Origin of the sequence: Pseudomonas sp. RGM2987 (assembly GCF_022952855.1) — a bacterium.
Lineage (GTDB): Bacteria > Pseudomonadota > Gammaproteobacteria > Pseudomonadales > Pseudomonadaceae > Aquipseudomonas.
The window spans coordinates 14,577-37,550 of sequence record NZ_JALJDX010000170.1 but is presented as its reverse complement, the minus strand read 5'-3'; the positions used below and the strand labels follow the sequence as shown (position 1 = coordinate 37,550).

Below are 22,974 nucleotides of genomic sequence, written 5' to 3'. Positions count from 1 at the left end.
TCGCACGGGGATAAATCCCCTCGCCACAAAAGCATGCGCTATATATGAAAAAGCCCCTGCGGTCATAAGACGGCAGGGGCTTTTTGTTGGGCTGGCTCAGATCACTGCTCGGCGGTCGTCGCGTTCTGGCGCTGGTTGATCTCATCGATCAGGCGCTTGGCCAGGGCCGGGTAGTTTTCGTCGAAGTGATGACCGCCCGGCAGCTTGATCGCTTCGCCTACGGCGGTCTTGTCGGTGCAGCCGCTTTCGTCGGCTTCTTCGCCACCGTAGATGCACACCACTTTTTCGGCTGGCAGCTTGGCCATTTCCGGGCCGGTGGCGGCTTCGGTGCCGGCGTTGCCGAGCCAGCCTTCGACTTCGATCTCGAAGCTGCCGGTGCGGGCGAAGGCCAGCAGGATGATCGCATCGATCCGTTGTTGTTCGGTGGCCGGCAGGCGGTTGTAGATGGCCGGCAGTACGTCGGCGCCGAACGAATAGCCGGTCAGGATGAAACGCTTGGTGCCCCAGATCTGCCGGTAGTGCTGCATCAGTTCGGCCAGGTCCAGCGCGCTTTGCTCCGGGCTCTTGTGCTGCCAGTAGTAGCGCAGGGTGTCGATGCCGACCACCGGGTAACCGATCTTGGCCATCTCATCGGCCACGTCGCGGTCCAGGTCACGCCAGCCGCCGTCTCCGGAAAGGAACAGGGTCACGGTATCCCGGGCCTGGCTGGCTGGAACCTCGACCACCGGAATGGCCAGGCCACCCTTGCCTTTCTCGGCACCGACCAGAATCTTGCGCAGCTCGTTGTTCAGCACTTGTGGCAGGTTGATGTCGTAGTCGCTGATGCTGGTTTCGGCATTTTTCTGGTCCCGTACGAAACCGGCACTGGTGTCGTCGGGGTTGTCATTCCAGGCCACCAGCCAGTGACCGTGGGCCGCGCTTTTAGGCAGCAGGTGCGTGCAGCCGGGTTTTTCCAGGGCCAGGTCCACCGAAACGGCCTTGGCCTTGTCATCCTTCTGCTCGGCCAGCCAGCGCCAGGCCAGCACGGCGCCCGGGCCGATGCCGCTGACCAGCGTGGCCGGTCCCTGCAGTTGCCGCAGGCCGGATTGCAGGGCGCGGCCTTGCAGCATGCAGTCCTTGGGCAGGATCACCTGGACGATCTGCGCCGAGCCGCTGCGGCTGAGGGTGGTCAGTTGGGTGTCGCTGAGCTTCTGGTCTTCATTGACGGCCACCAGCACCTGGGCGCGGGGCTTGGTGCCGGGGATGACCCGGGTCATGGCTACGCCGTCGGCAGGCGCCAGTTGTTCCAGGGTGGGTTGCGGGGCAGGGCGGTTCCAGTACCAGTAGCCGCCACCGAGAATCACCGCCAGCACCAGCAGGGCGGCCACTACATATCGCCAGGAGCGTTGCATCATCAGCGTTTCACCAGTCCAGTCAGGCCGCCTGCAATCAGGGCGGCGGTATCGGCCAGCGCCACCAGCGGATCGAGTCCGGCGGGCACGGCCATGTAACGAGGTTCCCAGTCAGGCTGGAATTTGTCCTTGAAGCGGCGCAGTCCCTGGAAATTGTAGAGCTGCTCGCCACGGCGGAACACCATCGAACCCAGGCGTTGGGTCAGCGGCGCACCGCGACGCGGTTGCAGGCCCGACAGCGGGACCATGCCGAGGCTGAAGCGGGCGTAGTCATGATTTTTATAATGCTGGATCAGGCCGACCATCATGAATTCCATGGTCAGCTTCGGGGCGTCGGGGTGGGCACGCATCAGGTCCAGGCTGGCCAGCTCATGGCTGTGGGTCTCCAGCAGGTTGGCGAAGGCCACCGGGCGACCCTCGAAGCGAATCACCGCGATGCGGAAATGCTTGAGGTAGTCATCGCTGAAACGGCCGAGGGAGAAACCTTTTTCGCGCACGTTCTTGCCAGTCAGCCAGGCATCGGAAATGACCTTGAGCTCATCCATCGGCGCTTGGCCCGGTTCGTGGATCTCCAGCGACAGACCGTCACGGGTGCCGCGGTTCCAAGTGTAGCGCAGGTCTTTCATCTCCTTGCCCTTGGCCTCCAGATCGAACCGCTTGAGGTCGACCCGTGCTTCTTCGCCCAACTTGATCGCCGTCAGGCCGATGTCCATGTAGTACGGCAGGTTCTCGGCGCGCACCTGATAGAACACCGGGCGGGCATGGTAGACGTCACACAGGTCGCGGAACTGCCAGATCATCTCGGCGCGCTGCTGGGTCGGGCCGATCGGGTCATACAGCGCCACCAGGCTGCGGCCACGGCGGGCGTACATCAGGAACGCCTGGTCGTTGGGGTGAAACAGCAGCGCCTTGTCGCCCGTCAGGGCCAGGCCGCCGTCGGGTTGCGACGAGGCCATGAGGATGGTCCTGGCCCGTTCCAGTTCTTCGGCCGTGGGTTGATGAATCACCGGTCGCGCGGTGCGCAGCAGCCAGGTCAGCGACACCACTACCAGCAGCACCGCAGCGCCCAGCAGCGAGCGTAGGCCGCGCGGGGCGTCGGCATCGAGGGTGAACTGCCACCACAGTTGGTGGCTGTAGGGCACGTCCTGATAGGCAAACAACAGCAGCCAGATCGATGCGCCGAGCACGCAGAGACTGGCGATCAGAAACAGCGGGGAAAAGGGCAGTTCAGTCAGGCGACTCGGACGGTAGAAGGAGCGTCGGAATATCGCCAGCAGCGCGGCGGTCAGTGTCAGCAGCGTGGCTTCTTCCCAATCGAAGCCTTTAAGCAGTGAAAGCAGGGCGCCCACCAGCAGCAGGACGGTGGTCAGCATCCAGGCGGCCGACAGGCGCCGACGCAGGCCCTGGGCGAGCAACAGGCAGAGCACGCCCACCAGGCTGGCGCCGAAGTGCGAGGCGTCGACCAGCCGATGGGGGATCAGGAAACCGATGTGCTCCAGGCGCGTATCGATTTCCGGCGTCACGCCGGAAAACAACAGCACCACGCCAGACAGGAACACCAGCACGGCCAGGATCGGCGCGGCGAAACCCGATGCCGCCCGCAGCGTCTGGCGTGTCTGGAACAGTCGTTGTGCCTCGTTGATCAGCAGCAGCACGCAGGCCACCAGCATCGGCAGCAGCACGTAGATCAGGCGGTACAGCAGCAGGGCGGCGGCCAGCGGCGCGGCCCCCAGTTTGTCGGCAAACGCGGCCAGCAGGATCGCTTCGAACACCCCGACCCCGCCCGGGACATGACTGAGCACCCCGGCGGCCAGCGCCAACAGGTACACCAGCAGGAACGCGCCGAACGGCGGTGCTTCAGGCAGCAACAGGTACAACACGGTGGCGGCCGCCGCCACATCCAGTGCGGTGATAACCAGTTGCAGGAACGTCAGGCGGCGACCCGGCAGGCGCAGCGTGCGGCGCCCGGCCTTGACCAGCAGGCTGTCGCGATGGGGTTGCTCGGGCAGGCGCCGACGGTAGATGCCGATGGCCAGGATGCTGGTGAGCAACAACACCGCCAGGGAGATCGATCCCAGCAGGGTCGCGGACAGATTCAACGCGGCGGACGCTGCCGGCAGGTTACTGAGGGTTGCCAGTGCCGCCAATGGCGGCAGTGCGCAGCCCAGGGACAGGCTGGCGAACAGCGTCATGTGGGCGACATCCGAGGCCCCCAGGCCATGACGCGCATACAGACGATAGCGAACCGAACCACCCGACAGCAGCGACAGGCCGATGGCGTTGCCAATGGCAAAGGCGCTGAACCCACCCAGGATCATCGTCTGCGGCGGCAGCGTAACCCCGGCATAGCGGGTGGCGGACCATTCATAGCCCAGCAGAATGATGAAGCCGGCCACCGTCGCGGCAAATGCACCGAGCAGGGCAGGCCTCGGCACGTCCAGGATGGAGTCGTGCAGGGCGTACAGGTCGAGTTCGCTCAGCAGGTGGCGGCAGGCAATCAATGCAATCGCAAACAACAACAGCGTGACGGCGAGGCCGATGGGCTGGCGGTACTGGCTGATTCGATCCATCCAACGCAGTCGCTCGGCCTTGATCGGTTGTGTCGCAGTAACGGGGTCTTGCGGGTCAGACGAGTGGGCGCGCATCAATCACCTCTTGAGCTATGCGCGACAGGATGGGGCTATCCAGCCAAGTTACCAATCCCTGCGGCAGAAAATAATTACAAAAAATTTGTAATGTAGCCTTTTTTCGCCAGACACAAAAAAGGCCACTCTTTCGAGTAGCCTTTCTTGATATTTGGTTGCGGGAGCCGGATTTGAACCGACGACCTTCGGGTTATGAGCCCGACGAGCTACCAGACTGCTCCATCCCGCGTCTGTGTGGCGGCATTCTACAGGCGAACGCTTGAGTGTCAACCGTTAAACGAGCGTAGGGTCAAATTAACGGCCGATTCGTGTACAACGCAGGTAAATGCGCGAAATAAAAAAGAAAATTGTTCTACAAGCGGCATTCCCAAGTCGCCTGCCGTCCCTTGTGGGAGCGGGCTTGCTCGCGAAAGCGGTGTATCAATTAACGATGATTGCGACTGGCCGTCCGCCTTCGCGGGCAAGCCCGCTCCCACAGGGAGTAGTGCGCGGGCTGTAAAGATTACAGGCACAAAAAAGGCCATTCTTTCGAATGACCTTTTTTGATGTTTGGTTGCGGGAGCCGGATTTGAACCGACGACCTTCGGGTTATGAGCCCGACGAGCTACCAGACTGCTCCATCCCGCGTCTGTGAGGCGGTATTCTACAGAGGATTGAGTGGCTGTCAACCCTGGCTTCAAAAAAACCTGTTTCACTTCAAGCGTTTAGCCGTAGATAAGGAATGTGACAGCGCTGTAACGCAGGCTGGGCAAGGGCTGGCGCTCTATTGCGCGGTTCGCTGCGATTGAAGAAACAAATTTATGTAGGGTCTTTCGTTGCTCAGCGAAGGATCTTTCAGAGTACTGGTGCTATATACAGTTGCGGGTGCGATACTGGGCGCCCGATTCGTCGCACATTTCGCTCGCTATGACGCAACGTAAAATCATCCATGTCGACTGTGACTGTTTCTATGCCGCCATCGAGATGCGCGACGACCCGCGGTTGGCAGGCAAACCCATGGCTGTGGGCGGCTCGACGGATCGGCGTGGGGTGATTGCCACCTGTAACTACGAGGCGCGGGCCTATGGGGTGCGTTCGGCCATGTCATCTGGACATGCGTTGAAGCTTTGCCCCGATCTGATCATCGTCAAGCCACGGATGGAGGCCTATCGGGAAGCGTCGAAGGAAATCCAGGGGATTTTCCGCGATTACACTGACCTGATCGAACCTCTGTCCCTGGACGAGGCTTACCTGGATGTGTCCGCCAGCGCCCATTTCGGTGGCAGCGCCACCCGCATCGCCCAGGACATTCGCCGACGGGTGTCCAACCAACTGCATATCACCGTGTCCGCCGGCGTCGCGCCGAACAAATTCCTCGCCAAGATCGCCAGCGACTGGAAAAAGCCCAATGGCCTGTTCGTGATTACGCCTGATCAGGTGGAGGACTTTGTCTCGGCGTTGCCGGTCAGCAAGCTCCATGGCGTTGGCAAGGTCACCGCGGACAAGCTGAACAGGCTCGGTATTGTTGATTGCTTGCAATTGCGCCAGTGGGACAAGCTTGCCCTGGTGCGTGAATTCGGCAGTTTCGGTGAGCGACTCTGGAGCCTGGCCCGTGGGATCGACGAGCGACTGGTGCACAACGACAGCCGACGGCAGTCCATCAGCGTGGAAAATACCTACGACGTCGACCTGCCCGATCTGGCGAGCTGCCTGGATAAACTGCCGGAACTGATGCAAACCCTCAGTGGGCGCATGGCGCGGATCGATAGCAGTTATCGACCGGGTAAGCCGTTCGTCAAAGTGAAATTCCACGACTTCACCCAGACCACGCTGGAACAGGCCGGGGCAGGGCGGGACCTGGGCAGTTACCAGTTGCTGTTGACCCAGGCGTTCAACCGTGGAGGCAAACCGGTGCGACTGCTGGGGATCGGGGTGCGACTGGAGGATTTGCGCGGTGGGTTCGAGCAGTTGGAGTTGTTTGAGCGGTGAGGTTGCAGAGAAGAAGTGCAGAGGCGCTTTTGTGGCGAGGGAGCTTGCTCCCGCTGGGCCGCGTAGCAGCCCCAAGACAGTTGACTCCAGCTTATCTGAAACACCACGTGGTTGATTTGAGGGCCGCTACGCAGCCCAGCGAGAGCAAGCTCCCTCGCCACAGGGGTTAGTTTGCTCCCGGATCCGCCACCAATCTCCCGCCATCCTTGGTCAGGGCTTTCATGAATTCAGTCTGCAACTCCGGATCGTTGCGTGTCAGTTCGATCAGGCTCTGTTCCAGTTCGCTGGCTTCTTCTTCAAGCCCCAGCTCCGACAGGCGCTTGACCCGGTGGACCCACTGGCTCACTTCGTCGTCTTCCAGGTCGTCGTAGATCAAGGCGTGGGCTTCCACCAGCTTGCTGCGCAGGGTGCTGCTCAGACTCAGGGATGAGTCGGTGTGGACCTCGTCCTGGGCGTCAGTGACGCTGATCTGCAATTTGCCGAACTGGCGCAGGTCCTGCTCGGCGAACGGGCTTTCCAGCAGGTTCAAGCGCAGCACGCCGTTGCGGTCGGTGCTCAACTCGAATGTCTGCCGCGCGGCCTTGACCTCCACCGGGCGCTCGCTCCACGGCAAGCTCGAGTGCTCGGTGCGCTTGTCGCGCTGGACTTCGTCGATGCCCGCCAGGTTCTGCTGGGCACGGCCATGGGACGGGACGTTCATGAACGGGTTGAGCCCGGCGAAACCATAGCTCAGCCAGTCATGGGTCACCGAATCCGGCAGGTTGCCGAGGGCAAACACATTGACCACGTTCGCGCCGACACCGGCCACCACCGCCACCGCGCCCAGGGGGATCTCGTAGATTTCCCGCCAGGGTTGGTACGGTGTGTAGCGATCGTAATGGCGAGTGACCTCGAACTCCGTGACTTCGAAGGTCTTTTGCTCATTGATCCGCACCCGACGCTGCGGCAGGTCGAGCACCTTGGGTTCGCCCACATCGATCTGCAGGCTGTGGTCGAGCAGTTTGCGCTCGACCCGCTCTTCGTGCTCGCTGCGTTGTGACATGTGGTTGGCACAGCCGCTGACCAGCAGGGCGCCGCACAGCGCGGCGCCACTAAGGCCTAAGGTGTTTCGCTTGAACATGACGTCTCTATCTGGTGTCAGCGGCGGATACGGGCCTGGAGGAAAGACAGCACCTCTGCGACCGGTAATGCTTGCGGCTCGGCTTCGGTGCGGCTCTTGTATTCCAGGTTGCCTTCGGCCAGGCCACGGTCACTGACAACGATCCGGTGCGGGATGCCGATCAGTTCCATGTCCGCGAACTTGATGCCGGGGCTGGTTTTCTTATCGCGGTCGTCCAGCAGCACTTCGAAGCCGGCGGCCGTCAGTTCGGCGTAGAGCTTGTCGGTGGCTTCGCGCACCAGGTCGGTTTCGTAGCGCAGCGGCACCAGCGCAATCTGGAACGGCGCCAGTGTGTCGCTCCAGATGATGCCCTTCTCGTCGTTGTTCTGTTCGATGGCGGCAGCCACCACGCGGGAAACGCCGATGCCATAGCAACCCATCTCCAGGGTGACCGGCTTGCCGTTCTCGCCCAGCACCTCGCACTTCATCGCCTTGCTGTACTTGTTGCCCAGCTGGAAGATGTGTCCGACTTCGATGCCGCGCTTGATTTCCAGCGTGCCCTTGCCGTCCGGGCTCGGGTCGCCGGCCACGACGTTGCGCAGGTCGGCCACGGTAGGCACCGGCAGGTCGCGCTCCCAGTTCACCCCGAAGTAGTGCTTGTCATCAATGTTGGCGCCGATGGCGAAGTCGCTCATCAGTTCTACCGAGCGGTCGATGATGATCGGCAGCGGCAGGTTCAGCGGGCCAAGGGAGCCGGCACCGGCGCCGATGGCGTCGCGCAGCTCGGCTTCGGTGGCCATGACCAGCGGGCTGGCGACGCCTGGCTGGTTGGCGGCCTTGATTTCGTTGAGTTCGTGGTCGCCCCGTACGATCAGGGCAATCAGCTTGCCGGCTTCTTCGGCGCGCACGATCAGGGTCTTGATGGTGCGTTCGATCGGCAGGTTGTAGCCTTCCACCAGTTGGGCAATGGTCTTGGCGTTCGGCGTGTCCACCAGGCGCAGTTCTTCAGTCGGTGCGGCGCGCGAGGTTTCCCGTGGCACGGCTTCGGCTTTCTCGATGTTGGCGGCGTAGTCGGAGCCATTGCTGAAGACGATGTCGTCTTCGCCGGACTCGGCCAGCACGTGGAATTCGTGGGAGCCGGCGCCGCCGATAGAGCCGTTGTCGGCTTCGACCGGACGGAATTTCAGGCCCAGGCGGCTGAACACGTTGCAGTACGCCTGGTGCATGCGGTCATAGGTGACTTGCAGCGAAGCCAGGTCGGCGTGGAACGAGTAGGCGTCCTTCATGATGAACTCGCGGCCGCGCATCAGGCCGAAGCGTGGGCGGATCTCATCACGGAACTTGGTCTGGATCTGATACAGGTTGATCGGCAGCTGCTTGTAGCTGCTCAACTCGTTGCGCATCAGGTCGGTGATCACTTCCTCGTGGGTGGGGCCGGCACAGAAGTCGCGACCGTGGCGGTCTTTGATGCGCAGCAGCTCGGGGCCGTATTCTTCCCAGCGTCCCGACTCCTGCCATAACTCGGCCGGTTGGGTGCCCGGCATCAACACTTCCAGAGAGCCGGCGGCGTCCATCTCCTGGCGAACGATGGCTTCAACCTTGCGCATTACTCGCAGGCCCATCGGCAGCCAGGTGTACAGGCCCGAAGCGAGTTTGCGGATCATGCCGGCACGCAGCATCAGCTGATGGCTGATCACGACGGCGTCGGAAGGCGTTTCTTTCTGTGTGGCGAGCAAAAATTGACTGGTGCGCATGGTTGGCCGTTGTCGGTTGCTGATGACGAGAAATGACGGAGCATTGTACGGGCGAGATGCCCTGGCGTACAGGCGCGTGGCCGGACGCCCGATCCAAACGCCGGATTCACCGGCGCTTGCTGAAATTTCCTACGATTCTTCCGCCGGACGGGTGGGCGCCGGTTCGGCAGAGGGCGCGTCACCCTGGCGACGGTTTTCCTGGAACCAGTGCAGGGCGATCAGCAGCAGGGTCGGGACGCCGAGCAGCGCCGTGATCAGGAAGAAGTTGTGATAGCCGAACTTCTCCACCATCACCCCTGAATAACCGCCGATCAGGCGCGGCAGCAACAGCATGATCGAGCTGAGCAGGGCGTACTGGGTCGCGGAGAACTTCAGGTTGGTCAGGCTCGACAGGTAGGCAACGAACGCCGAAGTCGCCAGGCCTGAGCTGAAGTTGTCCAGGGAAATGGTCAGGATCAGCATCTTCAGGTTGGCGCCCATGTCGGTCAACATCAGGAACAGGATGTTGGTGGCGGCCGAGGCGACACCGCCGATGAACAGGATCGGCAGGATGCCGAAGCGCACGATCAGCAGGCCGCCCATGCCGGCGCCGACGAGGGTCATGATCAGCCCGAAGATCTTGCTGACACTCGCGATCTGGTCCTTGGTGAAGCCCTGGTCGATGTAGAACACGTTGGCCATGACGCCCATGACCGTGTCGGACATCCGGTAGGTCGCGATCAGACCCAGCAGCAGCAGCGCCTGCCAGCGATAGCGCAGGATGAAGTCGTTGATTGGCGTCAGTACCGGCGCCAGGCCACGGCGACCCATGGCTGACAGGCACAGGGCGGTCAGGATGATGTAGAGGATTGCGCGCAGGAAGGCGCGGTCCTCGAGCAGCAGGTCGAGCAGGCTGACGCCCTCGAACAGCACGCTGGCAAAGTCGGTGTTATAGAGCTGGGTGAACATCGCCGGGACTGACACCAGCAGCACGATCAGCACGAATACCGAGGCCAACTGGTGGACGAACGTGTAGCGCCCGGCCTGCAATTGTGTGCGCAGTGGCACCGGCGGTTCGCGCATGAACAGCGAGGTGAGCAGCGCCGGGACCATCAGCACACCGAACAGCAGGTACGTGCCTGCCCAGGCCGAGTGCTTGTAGCTGAAACCGGTGGAGCCGAAACCCTCGGCGAAAAACAGGGCGCCGGCGGTCGCCAGCAGCGCAGCGACCCGGTAACCGGACATGTAACTGGCGGCGAGGGCAGCCTGGCGGGTGTCGTCGGCGATTTCCAGGCGATAGGCATCGACGGCGATGTCCTGGGTGGCCGAGGCGAAGGCGACGAGCACCGCAATGGCGATCAACCATGACAAGTGTTTTTGTGGATCGCAAAAGCCCATGCCGATCAGGCCCAGGATCACCAGGGACTGGGAGAGCACCAGCCAGGAACGGCGCCGGCCCAGTTTGCCGAGCAACGGCAGGCGCCATTGGTCGAGCAGCGGCGACCAGACCCATTTGAAGGCGTATGCCAGGCCGATCAGGCTCGCGTAACCGATGGTTTCGCGGGCCACGCCGGCCTCACGCAACCAGACCGAAAGCGTGGAAAACACCAGCATGTAGGGCAGGCCAGCGGCGAAGCCAAGCAGCAACAGCACGAGCGTCGAGGGACTGGCATAGGCGGCGAGGGCGGCGCGCCAGGTTTTACGGGGCATGGGCTGGAGTCTGCCTCAAAAATTACGAAAACAAAGCGCGCACTCTAACCGCTGTGCTCTACCGGGCGCCAGCCATGGCGCTGAATATCAACACGATTATTCAGGACACTGATTCCTTCCGTACGCAGGCGTGCGCGTTGCTCATCCCCTGAGACGCTGCCCGCCGGCAGGCTGATCCGACCGCCGGCACCCAGTACCCGGTGCCACGGCAGCTTGGTGTCATTGGGCAATTGGCTCAGGGTGCGCCCGACCCAGCGCGCCGCACGACCGAGGCCGGCCATCTCGGCGAGCTGGCCGTAAGTGACCACTTTACCCGCCGGCACCTGGGCCAGGGTCAGGTAAAGGGTGGTGCGGCGGATGTGCGCGGCGCTTTCGGTATCCGCAGGGGTGTCAGTCACAGTGCAGGGTTCCTGTAGGAATAGTCCGTTTGTAGATTAATTCCTACAGGACCGAGTGAGAAATGAACTCAATAGGAATACTCGGGTCAGTCGTTCCTGAGGTGTCGTCCTGGGGGATAATGCCGCCTTTTTAACGCAAACTTGAGCTCTTTATACGCTTATGTTGTCCAGAACCCTGCTATGCCTAGCTGTTACCAGCGTCTCCATGCCCTTGCTTGCCGATACCGTCTGGTTGAAGAACGGCGACAAACTCAGCGGCAAGATCACCGTTTTCGATGGCGGTAAACTGCTGATCCAGACTGACTACGCCGGCGCGATTCCCATTGACTGGAAACAGGTCAAGACCCTCGAAAGCGACCAGCAGTTGTTGGTCAAGCAGGATGCGTACACCGGTGAAAAAGCCAAGTCGTTGCAGGCGGCTGAAGATGGCAAGGTGACCCTGGCCAATGGCGAGGCGCCCAAGACCGTCGAACTTGCCAGCATCCAGCAAATCCTCAAGCCCAAGCCTGTCGTCGAGGATCTCGTCTGGAAGGGCAATATCGATGCCGCGCTGGATTACAAGCGTGCGGAAAACGATACCGATGACTACGACATCGACTTCAAGACCTCGGCGCGTCATGGCCGCTGGCGGCACAACGCCGAGGGCGAATACAACCGTGAATTCCAGGACGACGTGGTGTCCACCGACAATTGGCGGCTGGAGTACTCCCTCGACCGTTTCCTGACGGACAAATGGTTCTGGCAAGGGCGCCTGAATTACAAGCGCGACAAGGTCGAGGACCTGGCTCGCCAGCGCGTGGTCGGTACCGGCCCTGGCTACCAGTTCTGGGACGACGAACTGGGTGCGTTCTCGCTGGGCTCTCTGCTCAACCGCACCGATTACGAATACAAGGACGGTGGCAAGGACAACTTCTATTCCGTCGCCATGAAGTGGGATTACAACCGCTACCTGGTGGGCAAGCGCGTCGAGTTCTTCACCAACGGTGAAGTCGGCAAGCCGCTGTCGGGCGTGGCTGAATACGCCTACGACGCGGAGGTGGGGCTGCGCTACAAGGTCACCGACTGGGCGTCGCTCAATCTCAAGGCCGAGAAAGATGTCATCGAGGGGTCCGAAGAAAGCGACCTGAGCAAGACTCGCTATACGGCGGGGTTTGGGGTGACCTGGTAACTCCAGGCTAAGACAGACCTGTGGGAGCGGGCTTGCTCGCGAATGCGGTGGATCAGCGACATTGGTGCTGACTGACATACTGCATTCGCGAGCAAGCCCGCTCCCACATTTTTATGCCCGGACAAAACTGACGGGCACAAAAAAGCCCCGCTTCTGAGGGCGGGGCTTTTTGCTAAAGCAAGGGCAAGTTAGATAACTTGAACTTCTTCAGCTTGCATGCCTTTCTGACCGCGGGTAGCGATGAAAGAAACCTGTTGGCCTTCTTTCAGGCTTTTGAAGCCGTCGGATTGGATAGCTTTGAAGTGAACAAACAGGTCGTCACCGGATTGTGGGGTGATGAAGCCGAAGCCTTTTTCATCGTTGAACCACTTAACGGTACCGGTTTGGCGATTAGACATGGTGTAACTCCTTGAACAAAGATAACTGCGACTCAGGAAGAACCCTGAGCGAGACTGAGTGCAAAGAGCAGGAAAAATTCTTGTAGATGGTTGGATCGAAATTCAACATATCGTGTAGAGATTCTCAGTGACACAAGCAACACAGTGACGCCACCTTAACCCTTTTTCCCGGACCTGCCAATGGTCTTTGCGAAGGTTTCTCGGTTTTCGTGACTGACGGCGGGCGCGATGGCCGCCAGGGCCAGGAAATCAAGGCGGATCGGCGAGATTTGCTTCCCGCGCTTTGAACCCGGCCCCGCGCCCCGGTAAGATGCCGGACGTATTTTTTCCACCTCGCTATTCAGGAAACCCGCCATGAGCATCAAATCGGACAAGTGGATTCGCCGCATGGCGCAAGAGCACGGCATGATCGAGCCCTTCGTCGAGCGCCAGATGCGTGGCGAAGGCGCCGACCGGCTGATTTCCTTCGGCGTCTCCAGCTACGGCTACGACGTGCGTTGCGCCGACGAATTCAAGGTGTTCACCAACATCAATTCGGCCACCGTCGATCCGAAGAACTTCGACGAGAAGAGCTTTGTCGACATCAAGAGCGACGTGTGCATCATCCCGCCGAACTCCTTCGCCCTGGCCCGTACCGTCGAGTATTTCCGCATTCCGCGCAATGTCCTGACCATTTGCCTGGGCAAGAGCACCTATGCCCGCTGCGGCATCATCGTCAACGTCACGCCGCTGGAGCCGGAATGGGAAGGCCACGTGACCTTGGAGTTCTCCAACACCACGACCCTGCCGGCGAAAATCTACGCCAACGAGGGCGTGGCGCAGATGCTGTTCCTCGAATCCGACGAAGAATGCGAAGTGTCCTACAAGGATCGTGGCGGCAAGTACCAGGGCCAGCGCGGTGTGACACTGCCACGTACCTGAATCTGACGAACTGAGGGAATTCCTGGGCGGGCAGGCACTCTATTGGGTGTACTGCCCGCTTTTTTTTGCGTCAGCGCAGCGGGCCTTCGCTCAGGAGTTGCTCTATGAAGATCGATCCGCGAATCAGTGCCGAACTGGCAAGGCTTGAGCCCAATCAGATCGGCGTCATGGCCTGGTCACTGCTGGCCCATCCTGCCGAAGCGGCGGGCGGCATCCCGGGTCAGCCTGATCCCGATACCCCCAACGAACAGCCCACCGAGCCCGGCGAACCCACCCTGCCGGACGAGCCACCTCCTGCGCCTGTTGCCTGATGAACGAGTGGTCCGTAAGCGACAGCACACGGGGCGTCAGCTGACGGGCCAGATTTCGCCATCGCCGATAACAAAAATCCTGCAATCACTGTCTTGCTCGACCCGGTAACCGCCTGTGAATGCACCGAAGGCCGGCAGCAGGCTGATTTCGCTGCCCAGCCGAAAGCAGGCCAGGCGCAGGCGCTCGCGCCCTTTGCCCCTCAGGTGGTAGACCGGGTGCACATGACCGGCCAGCACGTGACGGCTGGGGTGTGGGTCAGGCTCGTGTTGCACGGCGAAAGGGCCTAACAGCAGTGGCTCCGGCACCACGCGAATGTTCAGGGTCGAGGGTGGGTCCCCGGCGCGTTTGTCATGGTTGCCGCGAATCAGCGTCATTGCCAGGTGTGGGTGTCGCCCGCGCCAGTCGTGAAGCGCTTTCAGGGTGCCGGGCGCATGGGAGCCGGGGCCGTGGAGAAAATCCCCGAGAAAGATCAACTGCCGACACGGCAGGCTCGCCAGCAATGCGTCCAGCACGGCGATGTTACTGGCGGTGGTGCCATGGGGCACCGGTTGGCCGAGGCTGCGATAGGCGGCAGCCTTGCCGAAATGCACATCAGCCACCATCAGGGTCTCCTGGGCCGGCCAATACAGGGCTTTTTCCGGTAGCAGCCAGAGTTCTTCGCCGGCGAGGCTGACGGGATAAGGCGCCGGCATCACGCGTCACCCTCATCGGCGGTTTTTTCCAGCTCGCTGACCATTCGCCGAATGCGATCGGCGAGTTTCTCCGAACTCATGCTTTCCCTGAACCGCTCCACCAATAATGGAAAGCCGAGGGGTGTCGGGCGTTTGATCGCATGCAGGTCCAGCTTCAACGTATTGAGGCGTGCCAAGGTCTGCTCCAGTCGACGGATATCCAATTCTTCACGCAAGACTTCCTCGCCGGCCTGGGCCAGCAGCAGGTTGTCGGCGTCGTACTGCTTGAAAACCTGAAAGAACAGCCCGCTGGAGGCCTGGACCTGGCGGGTGCTTTTCGGCGCGCCGGGGTAACCGGCAAACACCAGTCCGGCGATCCGGGCGATTTCCCGAAAGCGCCGCAGGGCCAGTTCGCCGGCATTGAGGCTGGCAAGCACATCGGCCAGCAGATGTTCGCTGCTCAGCAGTTGCGGGGTCAGGTAGCGGGACCAGTCCACCGGCGTGGCGCTGAGCAATTCCAGCCCATAGTCGTTGACCGCGATGGAGAACGTCACCGGTTGCTGCTGGCTGACGCGCCAGGCCATCAGGCTTGCCAGCCCCAGATGCACCTGGCGCCCGGCGAACGGGTACAAAAACAGGTGCCATCCCTCCCGGGACTTGAGTGCCTCGGCCAGCAGCGAATCTTGCGTGGGCAAGCCGGACCAGCGTTGCTGGGTCAGCAGCAAGGGTTTTACCGCTTGCATCTCCGGGCCTGCGAAGCGGCCAGCGGCGGCCTCGCTGAGACGGGCCACGACAGCGGCCGCCAGTTCGTTGGAAAGCGGCATCCGCCCGCCGTTCCAGCGCGGGACGGCGGCCTTCCTGGCCTGGCTGCGTCGCACGTAGGCGGTCATGTCTTCGACCCGCACTAGCTCCAGCAGTCGCCCGGCAAACAGGAAGCCGTCGCCGGGCCGCAGGCGGGCGATAAAGCCTTCTTCCACGCTGCCCAGGGTCTTGCCGCCACCGCCCTTGCTCCAGAATTTCAATTGCAGGCTGGCATCGCTGACGATGGTACCAATGCTCATGCGGTGGCGCCGGGCCAGACGGGCGTCAGGCACGCGCCAGATCCCGTGCTCGTCCGGTTCGACCCGACGGTAATCCGGGTAGGCAGTCAACGACAGGCCGCCGTGACGCACAAAGGCCAGGGCCCAGGCCCATTCGGCCGGGTTCAGGTCGCGATAGGCCCAGGCGCCGCGCACTTCTTCGAACAGTTCCCCGGGAATGAAACCGCCACCCAGTGCCATGCTGACCAGATGTTGCACCAGCACATCCAGGGGCTTGTAGGGTGACTCGCGAGGTTCGATGCGCCGTTGGGCCACGGCGTCCTGGGCAGCGCCGGCCTCGATCAGCTCCAGGCTGTGGGTCGGCACCAAGGTCACCCGCGAGACGCGTCCCGGCGCGTGACCGGAGCGCCCGGCGCGCTGCATCAGGCGCGCCACGCCCTTGGCCGAACCGATCTGCAGCACGCGCTCCACCGGCAGGAAGTCCACCCCCAGGTCCAGACTGGAGGTGCAGACCACTGCTTTGAGCTGGCCGTCCTTCAGGGCGCGTTCGACCCAATCGCGGGTCTCGCGGGACAGCGAGCTGTGGTGCAGGGCGATCAGTCCAGCCCAGTCGGGTCTTGCTTCGAGGATCGCCTGGTACCAGATTTCCGATTGGGCCCGGGTGTTGGTGAACACCAGGCAACTGCTGCTGGCGTCGATCTGTGCAACGACCTGGGGCAGCATCTTCAAGCCAATGTGTCCGGCCCAGGGAAAACGTTCGAGGGCCGGTGGTAACAGTGTGTCGACTACAAGCGCCTTGCCGTTGGCCCCTTGCACGCTCACGCCGTTGCCTTGGGGCAGCAGTACCTGTTCGGCATGGGCCTGATTGCCCAAGGTGGCGGACACGCCCCAGACGATGAGTCCGGGATTCCAGTGTCGCAGGCGCGCCAGGGCCAATTGCAGCTGCACGCCTCGTTTGTTGCCGATCAACTCGTGCCATTCATCCACCACGACCATGCGCAGGGTTGACGTTGCGGTATGCGCATCGGCCCGGGCGAGCATCAGGGTCAGGCTTTCGGGGGTGGTAATCAGCGCGCTGGGCAAGCGCCGGCCTTGGCGCGCCCGTTCGCTGGCGCTGGTGTCGCCGGTGCGCAGGCCGACGCTCCAGGGCAATTGCAAGTCCGTCAGCGGCGCCTCCAGGGCTTTGCCTGTGTCAGCGGCCAGCGCCCGCATCGGCGTGATCCACAGTACGGTCAGTGGTTCGGCCGGCGGTTTGCGTTTGCGTGGTTTATCCGCCGGTGGGACGCGTCGGGCAAAGCGGTTGAGAGCGGCGAACCAGACTGCATAGGTCTTGCCCGCTCCGGTGCTGGCATGCAACAACCCCGACTCCCCACGCTTGACGGCGGCCCAGACCTGCTTCTGAAAAGCGAACGGCTTCCAGCCGCGGGCGCTGAACCATTGTCTTGCGAAGTCGTTGGATGTCGCCATGCCTGCCGTGTGCGTCCTGGGAGTGTTCTCTCAGTGACCACGCAGGAGCGCGAAAGGTTTTATGGCGTAGCGCCCGCTGGAGAATGAAAGCACTGGGCTCGCGGGCTTTTGTGGCGAGGGAGCTTGCTCCCGCTGGACGCGTAGCGTCCCCTGGCGGTGTGTCAGTCAGAACCGGGGGGCCGCTTCGCAGCCCAGCGGGAGCAAGCTCCCTCGCCACGAGGTTTAGGGCCTGGCTTGATAGCGGCGTTCAGGCACCGACCTGGCGGTGGGAAGTCTGGATTGCGCTGTTACTTCAGGTTGCCACTGAGAAACTGCTTGAGCCGTTCGCTCTTGGGGTTGCCCAGTACGTCTTGCGGCGCGCCTTCTTCTTCCACCAGGCCCTGGTGCAGGAACAGCACCTGGTTGGAGACTTTGCGGGCGAAGCTCATTTCGTGGGTCACCATGATCATCGTCCGGCCTTCTTCGGCCAGGCCCTGGATCACCTTCAAGACTTCACCCACCAGTTCCGGGTCGAGGGCCGATGTCGGCTCGTCGAAGAGCATTACCTCCGGCTCCATCGCCAGCGCCCGGGCGATCGCCACGCGTTGCTGCTGGCCGCCGGAAAGAAATGCCGGGTATTGCTCGGCGACCCGTGCAGGCAGGCCGACCTTGTCCAAATAGCGCCGGGCGCGCTCGTCGGCTTCCTGCTTGCTGACGCCCAACACCCGGCGTGGCGCCATGGTGATGTTTTCCAGCACGGTCATGTGGCTCCACAGGTTGAAATGCTGGAAGACCATGGCCAGGCGCGTGCGGATGCGTTGCAGTTCGGCGTCGTCGGCCACGCGCATGCCATGGCGGTCCTTGATCATCTGGATTGACTGGCCGTCCAGGCTCATGGCGCCGTCGTTGGGTTGTTCTAGAAAGTTGATGCAACGCAGAAAGGTGCTTTTGCCCGAGCCGCTGGCGCCGATCAGGCTGATCACGTCGCCGGTCCTGGCCTTGAGCGAAACGCCTTTGAGCACCTCATGCTGGCCATAGCTTTTATGCAGGCCTTCGATGGTCAATTTGTACATGGAACATGCATCCTCAAGGCGAAAGTAGGTAGCCGCTGCGATAGGCTTCGGCGCCGGCGACATGGGCAATCACCATGCCGGCCGTGGCCATGCGGCGTAGCGAACGAGCGTACAGCAGCCCGGCGTTGCGGCAATGGACCGGGGTGACGGTGTCGTTGACCGGGTCGATGATCTCGGCGATCAGTTGCCCCGCCTCCAGGTATTCACCGGGCAGGGCGCTGTAGACCAGCAACCCGCCCACGGGCGTTGCCACCGGTTCGACGCCGGCCAGCGGCGTGGCCGGGTAGGGCAGCTCGGGCAGGGGCATCGGTTCGCCGTCGATGGCGCCGAAGCGGATCAAGTATTCGATCAAGGCCTGGCAGTCGAGGCTCGCCAAGCCGTGATTGACGTCGCCCTGGCCACGCAATTCGACGGTGACCGAGAAACTGCCCAAGGGAATCTCGAAGCGCTCGCCGAAGCGTTCCTTGAGCTGCCACCAGAGCAGGGTGAAGCATTCATCGAAGGACTGGCCGCCCGAATCGGTAGCCAGCAGGCACGCTTCGGCACCGAGGTAGCGCGCCAGCGGCTCGACCTGTGGCCAGGCTTCAGGCGTGGTGTAGAGATGGGCCACGGCTTCGAAGTCGCAGTGCAGGTCCAGCACCATGTCGGCGTCGCAGGCCAGTCGCTGCAACACCAGGCGCAGGGACTGCAATTGCGTGCTCGCGGTCTGGCGGGCGAGGGCATCGCGCAGGCTGGTGCGGATCAGCATCAGGTTGTGCTGCGGGTCGTCGGTGAGCAGCTCTTCGATTTCGTTGCCGATCTCTTCGCTCAGGTCGACGAAGCGGCGGTTGAAGTTCTGCCCGCTCTCCATTTCATAGCGGCCCAGGGGCACGTCCATCAGCACCTGCTCCAGGCCGATGGGGTTGGCGACCGGCACCAGTACGATCTCGTGGCGCAGGTGCCCCGAGGCTTCGAGTTCGGCCAGGCGTTGCTTGAGGTGCCAGGCAACCAGCATGCCGGGCAGCTCATCGGCGTGCAGTGAGGCCTGGATGTAGACCTTGCCAACGGCTTTTTCGGGGCCGAAGTGAAAGCTGTGGATCTTGCGTGCGGTCCCCGGCACCGGGGCCTGCAATTCATGAATCTGGTGGCGCATTTGCGTGTGTGTCCTGAAACGGAAGCCCTTAGTGGGCCGGCCCGAGGAAAGCCAGCCAGCGGCGTTCGGCGAGGCGGAAGAGGCCCACCAGTGCAAAGGTGACGGTCAGGTAGATCAACGCGGCGATCCCGAACGACTGGAACGTCAGGAAGGTGGCCGAGTTGGCATCCCGGGCGACTTTGAGCACGTCTGGAACGGTAGCGGTGAACGCCACGGTCGTCGAGTGCAGCATCAAAATCACTTCGTTGCTGTAGTACGGCAACGAGCGTCGCAGCGCCGAAGGCATGATCACGTAGGCGTAAAGCTTCCAGCCGGTCAGGCCATAAGCCTTGGCGGCCTCGACTTCACCGTGGTTCATGCTGCGGATCGCCCCGGCGAAAATCTCCGTGGTGTACGCGCAGGTGTTCAAGGCGAAGGCCAGGATCGTGCAGTTCATCGCATCGCGAAAGAAACTGTCGAGCAACGGCTGGGCGCGCACCGCCGCGATGCTGTAGATGCCGGTGTAGCAGATCAACAGCTGGATATACAGCGGTGTTCCACGAAACAGATAGGTGTAGAACTGCACCGGCCAGCGCACGTAGAACTTGGGCGAAACCCGGGCAATCGACAGCGGGATCGATACCACGAAACCGATCAGCAGCGCGGCGCTGAGCAGCCAGAGGGTCATCGCCAGGCCGGTGACGTTGACGCCGTCGCTGTAGAGGAACGGTCGCCAGTATTCCTGTAGAAGTTCGATCATCGCACGGCCACCCGGGCTCCGGCAGCGTAGCGGCGTTCAAGCCAGCGCAGGATGAAGTTCGATGCGCTGGTGATCAGCAGGTAGATCAACGCCGCCAGTACCAGGAAGTAGAACAGTTGGTAGGTGCTCTTGCCCGCATCCTGGGCGGCCTTGACCAGGTCGGCCAGACCGATGATCGACACCAGCGCGGTGGCCTTGAGCATGACCATCCAGTTATTGCCGATCCCCGGCAGGGCAAAACGCATCATCTGCGGGAACACCACGAAGCGAAAGCGCTGGCCACGCTTGAGGCCGTACGCGGTGGCGGCTTCGACCTGGCCCCGGGGCACGGCGAGGATCGCGCCGCGAAAGGTCTCGGTGAAGTACGCACCATAAATGAAGCCCAGGGTGATCACCCCGGCGCCGAATGGGTCGATTTCGATGTATTCCCATTCCATGAAGTCTGTAAGAGAAGTCAGCCAGGTTTGCAGGCTGTAGAAGATCAGCAGCATCAGCACCAGATCCGGTACGCCACGAATCAGCGTGGTGTAGAGCTGGGCCGGGATTCGCAGCAGTTTGACACTGGACAGTTTCGCACTGGCGCCGAGCAGGCCGAGCACGACGCTCAACAGCAAGGACAGGGCCGAGAGCTTGATGGTCATCCAGGTGCCTTGCATCAGCAGTGGGCCAAAGCCCTGCAGGCTGAAGGCCGAGAGCCCCAGATTTTGTAGGAGTTGTTCGAACATGGAAGAAGCCTTTGGCAGGAAAAAAGCGCCCATCCGAAAGCGGATGGGCGCAGCGCATTATTTGCCGCTGTACAGATTCAGATCGCCAAAGTGTTTTTTCTGGATTTCGGCATACTTGCCGTCATCGTGTAACGCTTTGATACCTTTATCCAAAAGGGCCTTCAGCTCACTGTTACCTTTCTTGATACCGATGGCGGTCTTGGCCGGCAGCAGCTCGCTGTCCACCGGCTTGCTGACTTCATAGTCAGCGCCTTTTGGCGATTTGAGGAAGCCCAGTTCGGCTTGCAGCATGTCCTGGATGGCGGCATCGAGACGGCCGGAGGTCAGGTCGGCATAGACCTGGTCCTGGTTCTGGTAGGCCTGGGTCTTCACGCCGGCCTTGTCCAGCACGGCCTTGGCGTAGGCTTCCTGGATGGTGCCTTGCTCGTAGCCGACAGTCTTGCCCTTGAGCGAGGCTTTGTCTTCGCTCAAGCCCGAACCCTTCTTGAACACGTAGGCGGTCGGTCCGGAGAACAGCTCGCTGGAGAAGTCGATGACTTTTTCACGGGCCGGGGTAACGGTCATCGAAGAAATGACACCGTCGAATTTATTGGCCTTGAGGCCAGGGATCATGCCGTCGAAATCGCTTTCGACCCATTTGCATTTGACCTTCAGCTCAGCACAGATCGCATTGCCCAGGTCGATGTCGAAACCGACCAGGCTGCCGTCGGCGGCCTTGGATTCAAATGGAGCGTAGGACGGGTCGACACCAAAACGCAGTTCCTTGTATTCCTTGGCCGTGGCGGCGCCGGCGGCCATGCACAACGCCAGTGCAGAAAGGGTCAGCAGTGCTTTTTTCATTATTCAATCCCTAAAACCAATATGAGCGCTTGTGGCGCGTAAGTATTGTTACCGGTGAAGGCGAGAACGGTATGACGGCAAAAAGATAGCAATTTCCGAACCAGAGTGCCGAACAAACGTTTTAAAAACTTTGGAAACAACAGGCGGGGCGAGATGGTGCGCGGGGGGAGGCGGGTCATAAAAGGTGCACCGTCATGGCGCGTCGACGCAGGCTCTCGATGGCATGCCAGTACGAAGGTTCGCCACGGTTTTTTCGAGCCTCGGTACTCAGACCTCCAGGCCGGACCGCTGCGTTCGGGGAGTACTAAGTGCCCGGCCAAGGGATTGCCCGGTCATTTCGACGTATCGGTAGGTAAACATGGACACCAGGACTACCGATCCTGCAATCAGCAAAGCGACGAGGTGATTGAGCGCTGCATGACCGAGATCCAGGTAACGAATCCCGTCGATCATCGGTGCAACATCAACGCCAAGGATGTTTTTTGCCACCATGAACACCGAGACCGCGCAAAACAGAACGGCTGCATGAGTCAGGTAGATGGAGTAAGACAACTTGCCGAGGAAACCGAAGCCAGGGCGCGCCAACAACCGCGAGACAGCGCCGCGATCGAAGGCGAATATCACAACGACGACGCCAAACAACGGGCTGGCCCACAACTGCTTGGCCGCAAAATCGTTGATCACGAACAGCAGGGCCAATGCCACCGCCAGCACTTCAAGGGTTGTCAGCAGCCAAGTGTGGGCCTGGGTAGGATGGGGAAGTCTCTGATACACGGCGTAAGCCAGGCAGCCGGTAAAAAAATAGGCCAGGCCGCGCAATGACTCGACAGTGAAGAAACTATTGCCTGCATACAACAGCGCCAGAGCCACCAGTACCACGGTCATCCATACCCACGTCCTGGTGCCGAAGGCGATGTTCAGGATCAGGGCGAAAAGCATATAGGTGTAGTACTCGATGCTGATGCTCCAGGACGGATAGTTGAACGACAGTGGATTAGTCAACTGCGTCCAGGACTGCAGCAGCGTTGCATTCGGAAGAATTTCAGACGGGGCAAACTTTCCTGAAAATGGCGGATTGTTGAAGTCCATGCCTTTTTGCGCTGCCGTATATCTACCGAACTCTAACAATATAAAGACGCTCAGCATGAAGAGATGCAGGGGGAGCAGGCGGAAGGTTCGGCTTATAAAGAATTTTCGAAAATTAAACGGCGTAGGGCTGCCATAGGCGTGCGTCATGACAAAGCCGCTCAAGACAAAAAAGAAAGAGACAAATATATCGGCGTGGCGGAATAACGGCCATTCGGTGAAACTGCCGCTGACGCGCAAGTGGTAGAACATTACTGAAATAGCCATCAGCCCCCTGAAGCTGTCCAGCGACTGAAAGCGCTTTTCTGCGTGCATATCAGGCTCCCTTGCGCGTGCGGGTGGCGGGCCTTGGGCTTCACTTGGATCACCCCCGCAGGAGCGGCCTCGTTCGGCTTCACCCTGGCGAGAAGGGGCTGTCCGTTCCTTGAATGATCTGTATGCCCTTCACGGTCGCATAAAAGGCTTGGCGCAGGATCTGG

The 22,974-nt window shown here is 61.3% G+C and carries 20 protein-coding genes and 2 tRNA genes; 4 read left to right on the top strand and 18 right to left on the bottom strand.

Going from position 1 to position 22,974, the window contains the following annotated elements; genetic code table 11:
• Positions 1 to 101: 101 nt before the first annotated feature.
• From RGM2987_RS09045 to RGM2987_RS09030, 4 genes are all read right to left on the bottom strand, one after another.
• The gene (locus RGM2987_RS09045; protein WP_245139942.1) at positions 102 to 1,394 is read right to left on the bottom strand and encodes an AcvB/VirJ family lysyl-phosphatidylglycerol hydrolase; all 1,293 of its coding nucleotides are present in this window, start codon (positions 1,392 to 1,394) and stop codon (positions 102 to 104) included.
• Positions 1,394 to 4,036, bottom strand: coding sequence for a bifunctional lysylphosphatidylglycerol flippase/synthetase MprF (gene mprF, locus RGM2987_RS09040; protein WP_245139940.1), 2,643 nt, complete (start codon positions 4,034 to 4,036; stop codon positions 1,394 to 1,396). The genes RGM2987_RS09045 and mprF overlap by 1 nt, the downstream gene beginning before the upstream one ends.
• Before the next feature lie 152 nt (positions 4,037 to 4,188).
• Positions 4,189 to 4,265: transfer RNA gene (locus RGM2987_RS09035), tRNA-Met, on the bottom strand.
• A 321-nt stretch (positions 4,266 to 4,586) separates the two neighbouring features.
• Positions 4,587 to 4,663: transfer RNA gene (locus RGM2987_RS09030), tRNA-Met, on the bottom strand.
• 279 nt (positions 4,664 to 4,942) lie between these two features.
• Here RGM2987_RS09030 and dinB point away from each other — a divergent pair.
• Complete coding sequence (gene dinB / locus RGM2987_RS09025) at positions 4,943 to 6,004, top strand: DNA polymerase IV (RefSeq protein WP_245139938.1); 1,062 nt, start codon at positions 4,943 to 4,945, stop codon at positions 6,002 to 6,004.
• A 166-nt stretch (positions 6,005 to 6,170) separates the two neighbouring features.
• Here dinB and RGM2987_RS09020 read toward each other — a convergent pair whose 3' ends face one another.
• The 4 genes from RGM2987_RS09020 to RGM2987_RS09005 form a co-directional block, all read right to left on the bottom strand.
• Positions 6,171 to 7,124 carry a hypothetical protein gene (locus RGM2987_RS09020; protein WP_245139934.1) on the bottom strand — a complete coding sequence of 318 codons (954 nt, stop codon included), beginning with the start codon at positions 7,122 to 7,124 and terminating at the stop codon, positions 6,171 to 6,173.
• A gap of 17 nt (positions 7,125 to 7,141) precedes the next feature.
• A complete protein-coding gene (locus RGM2987_RS09015; protein ID WP_245139931.1) occupies positions 7,142 to 8,857 on the bottom strand; it encodes a proline--tRNA ligase in 1,716 nt (571 codons plus the stop codon).
• Positions 8,858 to 8,986: 129 nt separating this feature from the next.
• A complete protein-coding gene (locus tag RGM2987_RS09010) occupies positions 8,987 to 10,546 on the bottom strand; it encodes an AmpG family muropeptide MFS transporter (protein WP_245139929.1) in 1,560 nt (519 codons plus the stop codon).
• A gap of 44 nt (positions 10,547 to 10,590) precedes the next feature.
• Positions 10,591 to 10,944, bottom strand: coding sequence for an MGMT family protein (locus tag RGM2987_RS09005; protein ID WP_245139927.1), 354 nt, complete (start codon positions 10,942 to 10,944; stop codon positions 10,591 to 10,593).
• A 160-nt stretch (positions 10,945 to 11,104) separates the two neighbouring features.
• Here RGM2987_RS09005 and RGM2987_RS09000 point away from each other — a divergent pair, with 160 nt between their 5' ends.
• On the top strand, positions 11,105 to 12,112 hold the full coding sequence (locus RGM2987_RS09000; RefSeq protein ID WP_245139925.1) for a DUF481 domain-containing protein: 1,008 nt from the start codon (positions 11,105 to 11,107) through the stop codon (positions 12,110 to 12,112).
• Positions 12,113 to 12,300: 188 nt separating this feature from the next.
• Here the strand turns inward: RGM2987_RS09000 and RGM2987_RS08995 are convergent, their stop codons facing one another.
• Both RGM2987_RS08995 and RGM2987_RS08990 read right to left on the bottom strand, forming a co-directional pair.
• On the bottom strand, positions 12,301 to 12,510 hold the full coding sequence (locus tag RGM2987_RS08995; RefSeq protein WP_002554837.1) for a cold-shock protein: 210 nt from the start codon (positions 12,508 to 12,510) through the stop codon (positions 12,301 to 12,303).
• Between the two features lie 155 nt (positions 12,511 to 12,665).
• A complete protein-coding gene (locus RGM2987_RS08990) occupies positions 12,666 to 12,884 on the bottom strand; it encodes a hypothetical protein (RefSeq protein WP_245139922.1) in 219 nt (72 codons plus the stop codon).
• Here RGM2987_RS08990 and dcd point away from each other — a divergent pair.
• Together dcd and RGM2987_RS08980 are read left to right on the top strand one after the other, a co-directional pair.
• The gene (gene dcd / locus RGM2987_RS08985; RefSeq protein WP_017126297.1) at positions 12,865 to 13,431 is read left to right on the top strand and encodes a dCTP deaminase; all 567 of its coding nucleotides are present in this window, start codon (positions 12,865 to 12,867) and stop codon (positions 13,429 to 13,431) included. The genes RGM2987_RS08990 and dcd overlap by 20 nt on opposite strands.
• Before the next feature lie 104 nt (positions 13,432 to 13,535).
• Positions 13,536 to 13,742, top strand: coding sequence for a hypothetical protein (locus RGM2987_RS08980; protein ID WP_041022879.1), 207 nt, complete (start codon positions 13,536 to 13,538; stop codon positions 13,740 to 13,742).
• Positions 13,743 to 13,778: 36 nt separating this feature from the next.
• On the opposite strand, the gene pdeM is transcribed toward RGM2987_RS08980, so the two are convergent.
• From pdeM to RGM2987_RS08940, 8 genes are all read right to left on the bottom strand, one after another.
• The gene (pdeM, locus tag RGM2987_RS08975; RefSeq protein ID WP_245139919.1) at positions 13,779 to 14,435 is read right to left on the bottom strand and encodes a ligase-associated DNA damage response endonuclease PdeM; all 657 of its coding nucleotides are present in this window, start codon (positions 14,433 to 14,435) and stop codon (positions 13,779 to 13,781) included.
• Positions 14,435 to 16,921 carry a ligase-associated DNA damage response DEXH box helicase gene (locus tag RGM2987_RS08970; protein ID WP_245139916.1) on the bottom strand — a complete coding sequence of 829 codons (2,487 nt, stop codon included), beginning with the start codon at positions 16,919 to 16,921 and terminating at the stop codon, positions 14,435 to 14,437. The genes pdeM and RGM2987_RS08970 overlap by 1 nt, the downstream gene beginning before the upstream one ends.
• Before the next feature lie 287 nt (positions 16,922 to 17,208).
• On the bottom strand, positions 17,209 to 17,973 hold the full coding sequence (locus RGM2987_RS08965; protein WP_245139914.1) for an ATP-binding cassette domain-containing protein: 765 nt from the start codon (positions 17,971 to 17,973) through the stop codon (positions 17,209 to 17,211).
• Positions 17,974 to 17,986: 13 nt separating this feature from the next.
• Complete coding sequence (locus RGM2987_RS08960) at positions 17,987 to 19,105, bottom strand: succinylglutamate desuccinylase/aspartoacylase family protein (RefSeq protein WP_245139912.1); 1,119 nt, start codon at positions 19,103 to 19,105, stop codon at positions 17,987 to 17,989.
• 28 nt (positions 19,106 to 19,133) lie between these two features.
• Positions 19,134 to 19,844, bottom strand: a complete 711-nt coding sequence (locus tag RGM2987_RS08955) for an ABC transporter permease (RefSeq protein ID WP_245139910.1) — start codon at positions 19,842 to 19,844, stop codon at positions 19,134 to 19,136.
• Positions 19,841 to 20,569 (bottom strand): ABC transporter permease, encoded by a 729-nt coding sequence (locus RGM2987_RS08950; RefSeq protein ID WP_245139908.1) that lies wholly within the window; start codon positions 20,567 to 20,569, stop codon positions 19,841 to 19,843. Before RGM2987_RS08950 ends, RGM2987_RS08955 begins: the two co-directional genes overlap by 4 nt.
• Positions 20,570 to 20,626: 57 nt before the next feature.
• Positions 20,627 to 21,409: a transporter substrate-binding domain-containing protein gene (locus RGM2987_RS08945; RefSeq protein ID WP_245139906.1), complete on the bottom strand. Its 783-nt coding sequence runs from the start codon at positions 21,407 to 21,409 to the stop codon at positions 20,627 to 20,629.
• 267 nt (positions 21,410 to 21,676) lie between these two features.
• Positions 21,677 to 22,810 (bottom strand): acyltransferase, encoded by a 1,134-nt coding sequence (locus tag RGM2987_RS08940; protein ID WP_245139903.1) that lies wholly within the window; start codon positions 22,808 to 22,810, stop codon positions 21,677 to 21,679.
• Between the last annotated feature and the right edge of the window lie 164 nt (positions 22,811 to 22,974).